Here is a 14,478-nt window from a genome sequence, read left to right as displayed (position 1 = left end):
CCGCGCTCCAGCGCGCCGAAGCCCACGCCCACAGCGCCCGCATCGCCCCGCTGCTCGCCGAGATCCACCACGCCGCCCGCATCCTGGACGCCCCCGCCGCGCTGCTGATCAAACAGGGAACCCGCCGCACGCTGGTGCTCGATGAAGTGGAAGCGCTGATGCAATCGCGATCGCTGATCGCCGACGGCTGCCGGCACGCGATCGTCCACGCGGGCACCGAGATCAGGCTGGCGCGCCGCCCCCTGCTGTTCACGCTGGCCCGCGCCCTGGCCGAAGCGTGGCCTCAGGATGCTCCGCGCGAAACCCTCATCGCGCAAGCCTTCCGCATCCGCCATCCCGATGAAACGCACCGCGCGCGGCTCCGCGTGGAGATGGGGCGCCTGCGCACCTTGCTGCGCGAGGTCGCGGAGATCAAGGCAACCCGGCGTGGCTTCCTGCTCCAGCCGCGCGCGCAGAGCGATGTCGCCGTCCTGGCCCGTCCGGTGGACGAGGCCCACGCACCGGTGCTGGCGCTGCTGGCCGATGGCGAAGCCTGGTCCAGCTCCGCGCTCGCGTTGGCGCTGGACACCAGCCAGCGCTCCGTGCAGCGCGCGCTCGACGCGCTGGCCGCCGCGGACAAGGTGCAGTCCTTCGGCCAGGGCCGCGCGCGCCGCTGGTCCACGCCGCCGATGCCCGGTTTCGCGACAAGCTTGTTACTCCCCACGGTGCTGGCGGCTGACTAGAATGGCCACATGAAAACGACACCTGCCCATATCGTCCGCGAGTACGGACCCTTCGACGACCGCGGCCACGTGCACGGCGTTTCCTTCGACGGCCAGCAGCTCTGGTTTGCCTCCGGCGACCATCTCAACGCAGTGGACCCGGACAGCGGCCAGCTGACACGCTCGCTGGACGTCCACGCGCACGCGGGCACCGCCTTCGATGGCCGCTACCTGTACCAGATCGCCGAGACGCTGATCCAGAAGATCGACCCGGCCACGGGCCAGGTGCTGTCGACCATTCCCACGCCGGAGGGCGGCGGCGCCGGCCTGGCCTGGGCCGAAGGCTCGCTGTGGATCGGCCAGCACCGCGCCCGCAAGATCCACCGCCTCGACCCGGACACGGGCGCGATCCTCAGCACCATCGAATCCAGGCGCTTCGTCACCGGCGTCACATGGCTGAAGGGCGACCTGTGGCACGCCACTTGGGAGAACGAGCAGAGCGACCTGCGGCGGGTGGACGCTAGCACCGGCGAGGTCCTGGAGACGGTGGAGATGCCCGCGGGCCTGATCGTCTCCGGGCTCGAATCGAATGGCGAGGACCGGTTCTTCTGCGGGGGCGGCACCAGCGGCAAGATCCGCGCCGTGCGCCGCCCGGACTGAAGCTCAAACTTGGCTTGAGGAGGTGGCCCGCTGGGGTGAGGCACGGCGCTGGCGCGCCTCCTTGTGCATGTTGACCGGGGTGGCTCCCAGCACCTTCGTGATCATGGTGGCCATGAAACGGCCCGGCGCCAGCTCAGGCGGCGTGGCATCGCTCCGAATGGTGACCTTGGGGAGTTGCGCTATGGCCTGGTCGACTTCGGACACAGGCAAAAGAACCGGCGCCGCATCCTCGTCCTCGGGTTCCGGCCCTGGCTCAGGCAGTCCGCTGGACTCGTCCTCGCCGGAATCGTCCTTGGCCGCCTCGCCGCCGTATTCCATCAGGACCAGGCCGGTGGCGTGATAGGCATCGTCTTCCTGACCCAGTTTCGCCAGCAGGTCGAACAGCCACTCCGCCGTGAGCACTTCCTTCGTCAAAATATCCGAGCGCAGCCCGAACATGAAACCCAGGGCCGCCAAAGGGTGCCGCAGGCGCAGGTTCTTGGCGTCCCCATACGATTCCTCGACACGGTTCGGCGCATTCTTGCCATAGGATGAATCCATGCGCTTGGTCGAAATGAGCAGCTCGGGACCCGTCGCCCAGTCCGTCATGATCACGTCGACCTGCTTGAGGTAGTTCTTGCCCAGGATGGACGCTGCGGACGAGGTGGCCCCCTTGATCGCCGTCTTTGCCTCCATGCGCTTCTGCACCTGTTTGGCCAGGTCCGCGGGGAGGGCGTCCAGTAGAGCGGCCACCGGCGCGGGCAGGATGCGCGGGTTCACCGGCCGTGGCCACACCTGGTCCCTGCCAAAGCCGGCGCGCCGCAGCTCATAACTGAGCCACACATCCATCGCCAGCGCGGGCACGCCGGATTGCGTATTCGCTTTCAGGAACAGAGGGACACCAAGCAACTGCGAAAGCGTCGCAAAATCCGGTTCATAACGGAGTACCCCGGCTTCCAGAACCCAGGGATTGGAATGCTGGCCGCCGGGTGCGGCGAGGGCCACGATGCGGTCGAACAGGATCCAGGCCTTGGCTTTGGCGGTCGGGGCTTTACTTGCCACTGCGGCCCCTTTCGGTGCGGCGCTGGGCGAGCTCGCTCCTGGCGCGCTGGACGAGCCGGAGCCGTGCGGCCGGCAGATGGCGGCCGGCCAGCAGCACCTGATCGACGACGTCCACGGCCTTGAGCAGCGCGCCTTCATGCAACAGGCGCGCCACTTGGGGCAGGACCTGGCGCAATTGCGCGGCCCGCGCGGCGACCAGGCTGGGCGACGGCACGGCCCACACGTCGGCCTCTTTGGGTTCGATCTTGAGGATGCCTCCGCCGTAGCTGCGGCCGACGATTTCGGCGTGCAGCAGCGTGATGGAATTCAGGCTGGCCAAGGGCAGCAGCTCCCGGCCGAGCGCCCGATGCTCGGCACTGAAATAGACCCCATGCACGGAATTGAGGTGGCTGGCGTTCGCTTCATTGGTGACCAGGCGTGGCGTGTCCGCATTCATGCAGGTCAGCAGCAAGTCGGCCGGGGGAACGAGCGGCACTTTGTACCAGGTCTTCCTGACGCGGCATTTGTAGGCGGTCGCGACGCCGGCACGGTGGCCGCTGTCGATGTACTCGGCGGCCGCCGCCGAGGGCTGGTCTCCTGGACAAAACAGGTAGGTGGATTGGCCTTGCTTGCCGAGCTGGGCGAGCATCGCCGCGGACAGGGACAAGCCCCGCAGGTGGGCGCTGCCCGGCGGCGATAGCCGCAGCAGTTCATGCCTGGGCAAGCCCAGTTCCTTGACCCGTTGCGGAGACAGCGCGAAGTATTTGTTATTGCCCGTGACGATGCCGAGTGTCGTATCGCCCCACTGGTCCAGGCGCGTGAACCGGCCCCGATCCAGCATGTCCTGCAAGGGCGAGATGGCATCCGGGTCAATCAGGCTGCTGGTCCATTTGCCGGCTGGGTCAGCAGGTGTCCACGTCAGGCCGTCCCCGAGCCTCTGGAGCTCCGCGGCGTCACGGGCCTGGCGAATGTGGGCGTGCCCGGCGGGACCTTCGCCGAAGCCATCCGCCAGCAGCAGAATGACATCGGCTTCCGCATCGGGGAAGACCTGTTTCTCGAACAGGACGAGCTGGACCTTGCGGAACCGTTCGAACAGAAACCTTCGAACGGGGCCGGCATAATTCACGGACAGCAGTTCGGCCGGCAGCACCATGGCGAGGCGCCCGCCCGGCTTGAGGAACATCGCTGAGTGGATCGTGAATGCCGCCCAGCTGGACGCCAGGCCGGTGAGGGCGACACCGCCCCGTAACGCCGCCTCACGTGCGCGGCGCCGCGACTCGCCGGCGAATCCCTGGTAGCGGATATAGGGCGGGTTCCCGATGACGGCGTCATAGACCGGATCCGGCGCCAGGGCAAAGAAGTCGCAATTCCGGATCCGCGCCTTGCCGCCGGCCGCAGCCACGCGCTCGTGTGCGAGACCCGCGCTGTCCTCATGCAGCTCGACCCCATCGAGCTCGGGACAGAAGCCGGAGCGGGGGGCGAGCTCGCGCAAACGGTGCACCGCGGCGACCAGGAACGCGGCATCCCCTGCGGAAGGTTCCAATACGCGGTCGTGGCTGGACCTGAGAGCCCAGTTGGCGATAAATGCCGTGATCGCATCGGGAGTGAAGAAGGCGCCCCGGCTCTTGCGCGCAGCGGCAGTGTCCTCTCCAGTGTGTAGGGTGCGGTTCAATTGAAATCTGCGGTGCGAAAGTGCGGGCGGCAAGGACCTGCGCGATTCTATATGGCTGCGCCAACCTCGTCGAGGCGCGCCGGTCGGCCTCGCCCCGGATGAGGGGATTGGTCAGCTGTACAAATATACAGTATTTCCCGTTTCGGGGATACCGCCGGGAAGTCCCGGCGGCATGCGCACCATAGTTACTTTGCGCTGCTGATCCAGCGGTCCACCTGCTGCTCGAGGATCGGCAGCGGTAGCGTGCCGTCGCCCAGCACCACGGCGTGGAAGGCCGGGTAGGTGAACTTGTCGCCGAGCGCCTTCTGCGCCTTGGCGCGCAGCTCCAGGATCTTCAGCGCGCCCACCTTGTAGGCGAGCGCCTGGCCCGGCCACACCATGTAGCGTTCGATCTGGTTGCCGGCGCGCTGTTCGCTGTAGCCCAGCGTGTCCATCATGTACTGCACCGCTTTCTCGCGCGACCAGCCCTGGGCGTGCATGCCGGTGTCCACCACCAGGCGCACCGCGCGCAGCATCTCGTCGTTCAGGTGCCCGTAGTACGCGGACGGGTCTTCATACAGGCCGAACTCGCGGCCCAGCGTCTCGCAGTACAGGGCCCAGCCCTCGGTGTAGGCCGCGGCGCTCGGATGCTCGGTGAAAAAGGTGCGGAAGTCCGGCAGCGGCAGTTCCTTCAGCAGCGCCGCGTGCAGGTGGTGGCCCGGCACGCCCTCGTGCATGAACAGGCTCGTCATGCCGACGGTGCTGTAGGCCTTCGGGTCGTTCACCACGGCCCAGAACACGCCCGGGTGCGAACCATCGGCGGCCACCGGGGTGTAGTGGTCGGAGGCGGTGGCCCGGGTGAGCTCGGGCTCCAGCTGGATGTCCAGCTTCGCCTTCGGCAGCAGGCTGAAATAGTTCGGCAGCTTGGCCGCCACCACGCCATAGATCTGGCGGTATTTCTCCAGCACCTGCTGGTCGGTCTGGAAGGCCTTGAACTTGTCCTGCTTGGCCACCCACTGCGGGAAGTCCTTGAGCGGGCCGTCATAGCCCAGCTTGGGCGCCAGCGCGGCCATCTGCGCCTGGATGCGCGCCACTTCCTTCAGGCCCAGTGCATGGATCTCGGCCGGAGTCAGGTTGACGTTGGTGTTGTTCTTGATGCGCGCCTGGTACCACGCCGCGCCATTCGGCAGGGCGCCGTAGCCCGCGGTGGTGCGGCCCGCCGGCAGGTATTCTTTTTCGATGAAGGTGTTCAGGCGCCCCAGCGCTGCGCTGATCTTGTCGGCCGCCGTGCGGTAGCCCGCGGTCAGCTCGCGCTTGTCCTTGTCGCTGAAGGACGCGGGCATGTTCTTGACCGGCGTGTAGAAGATGCTCGCCTCCGGGGTGGCGCTGCGCAGCTGCTGGAACTGCGGCAGCATCTTGGCGGTGATGGCCTTCGGCTGCACCACGCCCACGCGCATCCCTTCCTTCATGTTGGCGATGGCCTGGTCGATCCAGGCGGGCAGCTGGTTCAGGCGGCTCAGGTAGGCGCGATACTGGGGAGGAGTATTCAGCGGCTGCGAGCCGGTGCCGCTGGCGTAGTTGGCCAGGTTGGACGGCACATTGTCGAAGTGGTTCAGCGGCAGCAGGTGCTCGGGGAATTTTTCGAGATCCAGCTGGCTGCCGATCTCGGAGACCAGGATGTCGTAGTTCAGCTGTGCCTTCGGCGCCAGTGTGCTGCGGTCGATGCCCTGCAGCTGCTTGAGCAGCGTGTGGTTCCCGGCGAAGTACTTGGCGCGCACCTTGGGGGCGATGCTCATGCCGATCTGGTCGTCGTAGCGGCTGTCGCCATTGGCGGTCGCGTACAGCAGCGGATCGAACTTCGCGCGCGCGATGTAGAACTGGCTGGCGATACGGTCCAGTTTCTGCTCCGCCTGCGGGGCGGACACAGCGGCCGGAGCGGCGAAAGCGGGCAGGGCACAGGCGCTACCGGCCAGCAGGGCGGCAGCCAGCGCGATGGCGCGCAGGGGAGAGGTCGAACGAAGCATCGGGGTTCCTCGAAAAAGAGACCCCGAGAGGATACCTCAGCTGATGACTGGCTGTCATCGCGCGGCCAGGGCCACGCGATGTGCCAGCGCCCTGCACATACCGCAGCGACGTGAGCGGCTCAGCGTTCGCGCGACGCGTACAGGGTCACGCGGTCGGGATTGGCCTGGGCCATGCTCTCGCGCGGCACATAGGTCAGCACCATCCCCGCACCGAATGACTCCGGCTTGTATTGCAGGGACATGTCGTTCCCGCGCGAGACATACAGGTTCTCGCCGACCGCCTGCAGCTCGGTCACGCGGCCGTCAAAATCCACATACAGCTTGCTGCGCCGGTCGCTGATCTTCGCGGTCGCGTTGTTGGACATGAGGTAGGCCCCGCTGATCTCATGCACCTGCTCGGGCGCCACATAGTAGTGGGAAAGCGGGGTACGCTGGCCCGTGACGTTGACGCCCGCGAGCTGCGCCGGCGCACCGGGTTCGGTTTGCATGCTGGACTGGCCGGCAGCGCCGGCGGCTGCGCCCGCGAGGACCGCGAGCACGGCAACGGATACGATACGCATGATGCTTCTCCTGATCGGTTGTCCACGTGTCGATGTGCAGGTGGAGTCACCGAGTCTAGGCCGATGGCGCGCCACCACAATGGCTGAATGGTCCTTATGACGAAACAGTTCGAGCCGCGCGCCGAACGGGAATCTCGCGAAATGAATCACGCGGGCGATGCATATGGCGGATGGCCGTATCGCTTCCCTGCGGCGCAGGTAGAATCGAGCCGTCTGCATATTCATGCCACTCATGACCGACCATGAACCACCAGGACCGACCATGACCGAATGTCACCGTACCCCCGACCAGGCCCGCCGCGACTATGGCGCCGGCCTGCTCAAGAGCGCGGTGCTGGTGCGCGTGCCGATGTCGCGCACCGACTGGATGATCCGCCTGCTGGGCCGCAAGGGCGACGAGGGCATGCTGCTGGACGTGGCCACGCTCGAGCCGGCGGTCTACCGTTCGCTGGACCGCGCCGCCGCCGCGCTGGAGCAGATCGGCTTCGCCGTCGAGCGTCTGCAATCCGCCTGACCCGCACGCGGCCACCTGTCCGCCGTCAGTGGCGCGCTTCCGGCTGCGGGCGTGCGCCGCGCGCAGCAGCCGTGGGACGCAGCGCGTGCTCGCTGGCGGCCGTGTCCGACCACATCTGCGCCATGGCGACCTTGCCGTCGCGGACGGTGAAGAGGTGCACCCACGGACTGTCGAACCGGATACCGGTGGCGCGGGCTTTCCAGGTGGCCTGGCCCGTGACCACGACCTTGTCGCCTTCCGCGATGTATTGCTCGGGTTTCATGGCGACCAGCTCCAGTGTGTCGTTCAACTTCTGGAAGAAGCTGGCGATTCCCGCCTTGGTGCGATGCATGCCGCCGTAGGGAGTGTGGTCCATCTCCGGCTGGATCCACACCGCGTCGTCGTGATAGAAACTGAGCAGCTCGGGGATCGCGCCGCGCATGAACAGTTCATATCCCTTCTGGCACAGCTGTTTGTTTTCCTGCGTACTCATGATGCGCTCCTTTTGAAGGTGGTTGAGTCCAGGGCCTGCGCTACCAGCGTAGAGAGCCCGATGCCGGCCCGTCAAGCACAGCCCTGATGACTTTTCGCGCTCACGCTATGATGGGCGGCCTACCCATCGGAAACCTTCACGAGGAGCGCCATGCCCATCGAATTCTGGTTCGACTTTGCCAGCAACTACAGCTACCTGAGTGCCATGCGCATCGAGGCGCTGGCGCGGGAACGGGGCGTGGACATCGTGTACCGCCCGTTCCTGCTGGGCCCCGTGTTCAAGGCCTTCGGCTGGGATAACTCGCCCTTTGTGCTGCAGAAGGAAAAGGGTGCGTGGGTGTGGGTGGACATGGAGCGGCAGTGCCGCAAATATGGTCTCGGATGGCGCAAGCCGTCCGTGTTCCCGCGCCGCTCGGTGCTGCCCGCGCGGCTGGCGACAGCGGCGGAAGGCCAGCCGTGGCAAGCCGCCTTCATCCGCGACATCTTTGAGCTCAACTTCGTGCACGACCAGGACATCGAAAACGAAGAGGCCTTGTCGGCGCTCCTGCGCCAGCATGGCGCGGACCCGCAGCAGATGCTGCATGGCGCCGCCAGCGACGAAGTCCGCCAGCGCCTGCGCGCCCGCACCGAGGAAGCGCAAAGACGCGGCGTGTTCGGCGCGCCCTCCTTCTTCATCGGCGCTGAGATGTTCTGGGGGAACGATCGCCTGGACGATGCGCTGGACCTGGCGGCCGGTGCCAACCAGCGCGGCGCCGCTCGCTAGCTAAGCGCTGGTGATCCGCGGCAGGGTCACCGCGAAGGTGCTGCCTTGGCCCGGCCCGTCGCTCGCTGCCGTGATGGTCCCGCCATGCAGCTCCACCAGCCCGCGCGTGAGCGAGAGGCCGAGCCCCAGTCCGCCGTGGTGCCGGTCCAGCCCATGCTCGCCCTGTTTGAACAGGTCGAACACCTGTGGCAGCAGGCGCGCCGGAATGCCCATGCCGTTGTCGCGCACCGTCACGCGCACCTGCTGCGCATCCGTTTCCACGCGCACCTCGATCTGGCCTGCATCCGGCGTGAACTTGACGGCGTTCTGCAGGAGGTTGGCCACCACCTGGATCATGCGGGTGCGGTCCGCGTGGACCAGCGCCGGTTCCGCCGCGAGCGTCATCCGGACCTCCTGCTGCTTGTCCGCCGCCAGCGCCTGCACCTGCTCCAGCGCTTCCGGCACCACGCCGTTCAGGTCCACTGTGTCCTTTTGCAGCACCACGATCTTGCGCGTCACGCGCGACACGTCGAGCAGGTCGTTGACCATGCGCGTAAGGTGGCTGGCCTGGCGCTCCAGCACCGTGGAGAGCTGGCGCACCTTGCGCGCATCCGCCGCCACATGCGGCAGCAGCTGGGCTGCGTTGTAGATGGGCGCCAGCGGGTTGCGCAGCTCATGTCCCAGCATGGCAAGGAATTCGTCCTTGGCCGCATTCGCGTTTTCGGCCGCCACGCGGGCCTCCTGCTCCTGGGCGCGCAGCTGGCGTTCGCTGGCCAGGTGCTGCTCGCGTTCGCGGTGCGCCTGTCCGAGCGCCAGGCCGACCTGGCGCAGCTCCGGCAGCGTGGTGGCGGGAATCGTGGGCGCCACGCCACGGCCCACGTCCAGCGCCGCCGCTTCCAGCTGCTTGGCGGGGCGCAGGATGGTGCGCGCCACAATGAAGGCGATGATCACGCCCAGCGCCACCGAGGCGGCGATGCCCGCCGCCAGCAGCGCATACTGGCGCCGCACCGGACCTTCGATGGATTCGGGCGGAATGCCGATGGCGCTGGCCCAGCCGCTGTGCGTGGACTGGTGCCACAGCGTGTAGACCGGCCGGCCCTCCAGCGTCGTGGTCATGGCCCAGCCACCGCTGTTGCTCCGGTCCAGCAAGGTAGTCAGCGTGCGCGAAGCGGGGCGTCCCACCCAGCGCGCGGGATCGAGCGAGCGCGCTGTAGTGGTGCGGTTGCGGTCCATGACCGTCAGCAGGGCGTCCGGCGGGAGGTCCTGCTGGCGCATCAGGGCCTGCGCTCGGGCCGTCGCCAGCACCGCGGTCAGCACGTACACGACCTTTCCATCCTCGCGCACCGGCACCTTCACGGAATAGGTGTACTGGTTCAGCCGCGGGCTGTAGAGCACGTTGCCGATGCTGGCGGCGCCGGTGCGGGCCGTCGCCGCGATGCCCGGGGTGTCCATGCGGCCCTGCAGGGCCGCCGTCTGCGGCCGGGCGGCATTCATGACCTGCTGCGCATCCGGCGTCGACAGCACCACATTGGTCCAGCCGCGCCGTGCGATCAGGTCCAGCGCCTCCTGGCGGAAGCGCGGCAGGTCATGCTCGCGCAGGCGCGGGCTGGCCGCCAGCGCGTCGAGCGCCGAGATGGTGGCGTCGAAGTCCGCGTCCAGCGCGGAGACGATGGTGGTGGTGACGGTGCGCGCGCTGGCCAGCAGGGCGCTGCGCTGGCGCTCCGCATTCCCGGTCAGGAGCACCCAGGACAGGGCCACGACCGGCAGCACGGCGGCGAGGACGATGAGGAGAAGGCGGCGCTCGAGCGGGCCGAAGGCGGAAGCCCGGGGCGGGGTGGACGTCATGCCTTATCGTGACATGCCCGCCAGAGTCACGCAATTAGGAAACGTTTCCAACTTTTCGTACCATTACGTAATTCCCAGTGTACAATGCGCCGACGCCTCACTGTCCTGACCATGTTCGAGCCTTCGTCCGACCCTCAGCCCGAGTCCTTGCGCCGCCGTGCCCTCCTGCGTGGGATGGCCGCCGCGGCTCTGCCGCTGGTGGGCTGCGCGCCTGCGCAGTCGAAGGACGGGCTGGTGGTGGGCGGCCTACCGGTCACCTGCAATCTCACCCTGCCCATCGCCTGTACCGCCCGCGCCGTGTCGGCGAACGCGCACGGTCCCGGCTTCAAGTACCGCAAGTTCAGCGGCTGGCCGGAGGTGAAGGAGTCGCTGATGTCCGGCCGCATCCAGGCCGCGTACATGCTGGCGCCCCTGGTCATGGACCTGGTGAACGCGCGCATCCCGCTCAAGATCGTCTCGCTGGGCCACCGTTCCGGCGCCTCGATCATGGTGCACACCGATTCGCCCTACCGCCATTTCGCGGACCTGCGCGGCAAGCGCATCGCCATCCCGAGCCGCTTCGCGGTGGACTATCTTTTCCTGCGCAAGATGCTGGCGCGCGAAGGCATGGACATCAAGGACGTGCGCATCTTCGAGATGGCGCCGCCGGACATGCCTGCCGCGCTGTACGCGGACGCCATCGACGCCTACTGCACCGGCGAACCCTTTGGCGCGGCCGCCCAGCGCAAGGGCTATGCGCGCCCGTTGGCGCTCACGCGCGACGAATGGCCCAACTACATCTGCTGCGTGCTCACGGTGCGCGAGCAGCTGATCGACGAACAGCGCCCACTGGTGCAGGACCTGGTGAACCACATCCAGGCTGCGGGCACCTGGCTGGACTCCGACCCTGCGCACCGCATGAAGGCCGCGCAGATCGCGTCCCAGCGCAGCTTCTTCAACCAGGACCCCAAGGTCTTGCGCTACGTGATGGAGAACCCGCCGGACCGCGTGACCTACGGCGACCTGCGCATGATTCCCGCCGAATTCGACGACCTGATGCACCTGTCCCTGCAGGCGGGTACGGTCAAGCAGCCGATCGCCTTCGAGCGCTACGTGGACCAGTCCTTCGTGCGCGCGGTGCAGCCGGTCAAGGTGAATATCTGATGCTGAAGCATGTCATGGCCGCCGTCATCCTGTGCGCCGCCGCCGCCCTGCAGGCCGCTCCCGCGCTGAAGGCCGGCACCTTCGATCCGCCGCGCCCCGCGCCCGAGATCGCGCTGCCCGCCGCCGACGGCACGCAGTTCTCGCTGGCTGCACAGAAGGGCAAGGTGGTGATCCTGGAATTCGGCTACGCCACCTGCCGCGACGTCTGCCCCATCTCGCTGGCCATGCTGGCCAACGCGCGCGCCAAACTGGGCCCGCTGGCGGACCGCTTGCAGGTCGTCTTCATCACCGTGGACCCGGAACGCGACACGCCCAAGGTGCTGCGCGAATACCTGGCCAACTTCGACAAGACCTTCGTCGGTATCACCGGCACGCCCGCCCAGATGGAGGCGATCCGCCAGGCCTACGGCATCAGCGCCACCAAAAAAGTGCAGGCGCGCGGCGGCTACACCATGGGCCATTCGTCCTATCTGTATTACGTCGACCCGCAGGGCCGCCTGCGCGCGCTGCAGCCATTCGGCCGCCCCGCGGACGACGTGGTGCATGACGTGAAGGCGCTGCTGGAATGAGCCGGATGCGGGCCGCTGTCCTGGCGCTGGTCATCGTGCTCGCCGCGGGATGCGCCTGGGCCGCCTTGGCGCCCGTGCCCGCGGCGCCCAACAATGAAGAGATCTTCACCATCCCGGCCGGCACCTGGGACAAGCGCATGGAGGGCGACCGCAGCGACATCCTGCCGCGCGTGATCCACCTGACCCTGAAGCTCAACGACGTGCTGGTGGTGCGCAACCAGGACAAGGTGCCGCAGACCGTCGGCCCGGTCCTCATCATGCCCGGCCAGCAGTTCCGCATGCCGTTCAGCGTCGCCTCCGAAAACCAGTTCGACTGCACCGCCCACAGCGACGGCCAGTTGACGGTGCTGGTGGACGACTTTCCCGAGCCCGGCCTGGCGCGCCTTGCGTGGCGCCTGCGCCGCGCCTTCCCTTGGTTGAACTCCCGATGACAAACAACCAGCCCAGACTCCGCAACACCGCGCTGCCGGTAGCGCTGATCGCCGCGCTGCTCGCCCTGTGGTGGGCCGCCGTGACGTATTCGCACAGCCTGATCTTCCCCACGCCGTGGCAAGTCTGCGAGGGCATGTTCGCCCTGGCCCGCGACGGCATCCTGTGGGTGCACATCGGCACCTCGCTGCTGCGGGTGGCCACCGGCTTTTTGTGCGCGGTGCTGATCGGCGTGCCGATGGGCTTGTGGATGGGCCGCGTGGACCTGGTCTACCGCACCTTCAACCCGATCTTCCAGATGCTGCGCCCGATCTCGCCGATCGCGTGGATTCCGGTGACCATCCTGTGGTTCGGCGTGGGCGACTTCCCGCCGGTCTTCCTGATCTTCATCGCCTCCGTGTTCCCGCTGATCCTGCAGACGGCCTCCGGCGTGCACGCCATCGAAAAGCGCTACCTGCGCGCGGCCGAGAACTTCGGCGTGCCGCGCTCCGTGCTGCTGCGGCAGGTGATCGTCCCCGCTGTGCTGCCCGAGGTGGTGGTGGGCATGCGCGTGGGCCTGGGCGTGGCCTGGCTGGTGGTGGTGGCGGCCGAGATGATCGCGCCTGTCTCGGGCCTCGGCTACATGATCATCGATGCGCGCAACGCGGGCAGCCGCTACGACCTGGTGATCGGCGTGATGATCATCATCGGCATCATCGGCCTGCTGCTCGACACGCTGATGCGCAAGCTGGAAGGACTTCAATCCGTGAGGTGGCGCTATGGCCGTTAATCCGAGCATGCTGCACAACCCGGCTGCCACCAAGATCGCCGTCGAAGGCCTGCACAAGCAGTTCGGCGAACTGCCGGTGGTCGGCGGCGTCGAATTCAATGTGCGCGATGGCGAATTCGTGGCCATCGTCGGGCCGTCCGGCTGCGGCAAGTCCACGCTGCTCAAGATGCTGGCGGGCTTTGAGCACCCGGACCGCGGCGCGGTGCGCATCGGCGGCGACGTGGTCACCAAACCGAGCCCGCGCGCGATCGTCATCTCGCAGCACGGCGCCGTGTTCCCGTGGCTGACGGTGCGTGAGAACCTGATGTTCGGCCTGCAGGGGAAGGAGGTCGGCGACAAGGCCGCGCTGGCGGACCACTATGCCGAGATGGTGGGCCTGAAGGGCTTCGAAACCAGCTACCCGCACCAGCTGTCGGGCGGGATGCTCAAGCGCGTGGAGATCGCGCGTGCACTGGTGGTCAAGCCCGAGATCCTCTACATGGACGAGCCGTTCTCCGCGCTCGACGCGCTCATGAACCTCAAGATGCGCAACGAGCTGCTGCGCATCCTGCAGGAGGAGCGCCACACCGTGCTGCTCATCACGCACGACGTGGAGGAGGCTCTGTACCTGGCCGACCGCGTTCTGGTGCTGTCGCCGCGGCCCACGCGCATCCAGAAGGTGTTCGAGATCGCGCATCCGCATCCGCGCCGCGTGTCGCACCCCGAGCTGCAGGAGATGAAAGAGGCGATCCTGGCCGAACTGGGTCTGACCGTGTGACCGTGTAACCGTGGCATACTTTCAGCTCCCTTCACGGAGGAGTTGCCATGAACAAGAACACGATCTGCTTGTGGTACGACCAGGACGCCGAAGAAGCCGCCAACTTCTACGCCGCGACCTTCCCCGATAGCCGGGTGACCGGTGTCTACCGCGCCCCCGGCGACTTCCCGGGCGGCACAGCGGGGCAGGTGCTGACGGTGGAGTTCACCGTCTTCGGCATTCCCTGCCTGGGCCTGAACGGCGGCACCGCCTTCAAGCAAAGCGAAGCCTTCTCCTTCCAGATCGCCACCGAAGACCAGGCCGAGACGGACCGCTACTGGAACGCCATCGTCGGCAACGGCGGGCAGGAAAGCCAATGCGGCTGGTGCAAGGACAAGTGGGGCCTGTCGTGGCAGATCACGCCGCGCGCGCTGACCGAGGCGATGAAGCAGGGCGGCGAGGTGGCCCGGCGTGCCTTCGACGCGATGATGACGATGGGCAAAATCGACGTCGCAAAGATCGAAGCGGCCGCCCGCGGGTAGGCCCCGCCCTCCGCACAACGCAGGGGACTCCCGCACGGCCCATCCGGCCGCACGGAAGTGGGCCTGCACGCGCGGCCGCAGCGCGAATCTGTCATGATGTGG

15 protein-coding genes and 1 pseudogene are annotated in these 14,478 nt (G+C 67.3%); 10 read left to right on the top strand and 6 right to left on the bottom strand.

Annotation, left to right across the window (positions count from 1 at the left end; genetic code table 11):
- Together E4L96_RS23435 and E4L96_RS00490 are read left to right on the top strand one after the other, a co-directional pair.
- Positions 1-722, top strand: a pseudogene (locus E4L96_RS23435) (helix-turn-helix domain-containing protein); the annotation flags it as partial.
- Between the two features lie 9 nt (positions 723-731).
- The gene (locus tag E4L96_RS00490; protein WP_135205279.1) at positions 732-1,361 is read left to right on the top strand and encodes a Vgb family protein; all 630 of its coding nucleotides are present in this window, start codon (positions 732-734) and stop codon (positions 1,359-1,361) included.
- A gap of 3 nt (positions 1,362-1,364) precedes the next feature.
- Here E4L96_RS00490 and E4L96_RS00485 read toward each other — a convergent pair whose 3' ends face one another.
- The 4 genes from E4L96_RS00485 to E4L96_RS00470 all read right to left on the bottom strand — a co-directional run bounded on the left by E4L96_RS00485 (position 1,365) and on the right by E4L96_RS00470 (position 6,616).
- Positions 1,365-2,402, bottom strand: coding sequence for a hypothetical protein (locus E4L96_RS00485; RefSeq protein WP_135205278.1), 1,038 nt, complete (start codon positions 2,400-2,402; stop codon positions 1,365-1,367).
- Entirely contained in the window at positions 2,392-4,053 is a 1,662-nt protein-coding gene (locus E4L96_RS00480) for an N-6 DNA methylase (protein ID WP_135205277.1), read from the bottom strand. The genes E4L96_RS00485 and E4L96_RS00480 overlap by 11 nt, the downstream gene beginning before the upstream one ends.
- Before the next feature lie 185 nt (positions 4,054-4,238).
- Positions 4,239-6,056, bottom strand: a complete 1,818-nt coding sequence (locus E4L96_RS00475; RefSeq protein ID WP_135205276.1) for a DUF885 domain-containing protein — start codon at positions 6,054-6,056, stop codon at positions 4,239-4,241.
- 119 nt (positions 6,057-6,175) lie between these two features.
- Positions 6,176-6,616 carry a hypothetical protein gene (locus E4L96_RS00470; RefSeq protein ID WP_135205275.1) on the bottom strand — a complete coding sequence of 147 codons (441 nt, stop codon included), beginning with the start codon at positions 6,614-6,616 and terminating at the stop codon, positions 6,176-6,178.
- 262 nt (positions 6,617-6,878) lie between these two features.
- Between E4L96_RS00470 and E4L96_RS00465 the strand changes: the two genes are divergently transcribed.
- Positions 6,879-7,130 carry a hypothetical protein gene (locus E4L96_RS00465; protein WP_135205274.1) on the top strand — a complete coding sequence of 84 codons (252 nt, stop codon included), beginning with the start codon at positions 6,879-6,881 and terminating at the stop codon, positions 7,128-7,130.
- A 25-nt stretch (positions 7,131-7,155) separates the two neighbouring features.
- Here E4L96_RS00465 and E4L96_RS00460 read toward each other — a convergent pair whose 3' ends face one another.
- Complete coding sequence (locus E4L96_RS00460) at positions 7,156-7,602, bottom strand: nuclear transport factor 2 family protein (protein ID WP_135205273.1); 447 nt, start codon at positions 7,600-7,602, stop codon at positions 7,156-7,158.
- Between the two features lie 150 nt (positions 7,603-7,752).
- Here E4L96_RS00460 and E4L96_RS00455 point away from each other — a divergent pair, with 150 nt between their 5' ends.
- Entirely contained in the window at positions 7,753-8,364 is a 612-nt protein-coding gene (locus E4L96_RS00455; RefSeq protein ID WP_135205272.1) for a 2-hydroxychromene-2-carboxylate isomerase, read from the top strand.
- Here the strand turns inward: E4L96_RS00455 and E4L96_RS00450 are convergent, their stop codons facing one another.
- Positions 8,365-10,188 (bottom strand): sensor histidine kinase, encoded by a 1,824-nt coding sequence (locus E4L96_RS00450; RefSeq protein ID WP_135205271.1) that lies wholly within the window; start codon positions 10,186-10,188, stop codon positions 8,365-8,367.
- Positions 10,189-10,272: 84 nt separating this feature from the next.
- Here E4L96_RS00450 and E4L96_RS00445 point away from each other — a divergent pair, with 84 nt between their 5' ends.
- Genes E4L96_RS00445 through E4L96_RS00420 form a run of 6 tightly spaced genes read left to right on the top strand, consistent with a single transcriptional unit; the run spans position 10,273 to position 14,376 of the window.
- On the top strand, positions 10,273-11,331 hold the full coding sequence (locus E4L96_RS00445) for an ABC transporter substrate-binding protein (protein WP_229414161.1): 1,059 nt from the start codon (positions 10,273-10,275) through the stop codon (positions 11,329-11,331).
- Positions 11,331-11,900, top strand: a complete 570-nt coding sequence (locus tag E4L96_RS00440) for an SCO family protein (RefSeq protein ID WP_135205270.1) — start codon at positions 11,331-11,333, stop codon at positions 11,898-11,900. The genes E4L96_RS00445 and E4L96_RS00440 overlap by 1 nt, the downstream gene beginning before the upstream one ends.
- 5 nt (positions 11,901-11,905) lie before the next feature.
- Positions 11,906-12,331: a hypothetical protein gene (locus E4L96_RS00435; RefSeq protein WP_229414160.1), complete on the top strand. Its 426-nt coding sequence runs from the start codon at positions 11,906-11,908 to the stop codon at positions 12,329-12,331.
- A complete protein-coding gene (locus tag E4L96_RS00430) occupies positions 12,328-13,098 on the top strand; it encodes an ABC transporter permease (protein ID WP_135205268.1) in 771 nt (256 codons plus the stop codon). Before E4L96_RS00435 ends, E4L96_RS00430 begins: the two co-directional genes overlap by 4 nt.
- Positions 13,088-13,855 (top strand): ABC transporter ATP-binding protein, encoded by a 768-nt coding sequence (locus tag E4L96_RS00425; RefSeq protein ID WP_229414159.1) that lies wholly within the window; start codon positions 13,088-13,090, stop codon positions 13,853-13,855. Before E4L96_RS00430 ends, E4L96_RS00425 begins: the two co-directional genes overlap by 11 nt.
- 47 nt (positions 13,856-13,902) lie before the next feature.
- Positions 13,903-14,376: a VOC family protein gene (locus E4L96_RS00420; protein WP_135205267.1), complete on the top strand. Its 474-nt coding sequence runs from the start codon at positions 13,903-13,905 to the stop codon at positions 14,374-14,376.
- Positions 14,377-14,478 lie beyond the last annotated feature (102 nt).

The organism is Zemynaea arenosa, from assembly GCF_004614185.1.
Classification (GTDB): domain Bacteria; phylum Pseudomonadota; class Gammaproteobacteria; order Burkholderiales; family Burkholderiaceae_D; genus Telluria; species Telluria arenosa.
This window is presented reverse-complemented; position numbering and strand designations above follow the sequence as displayed.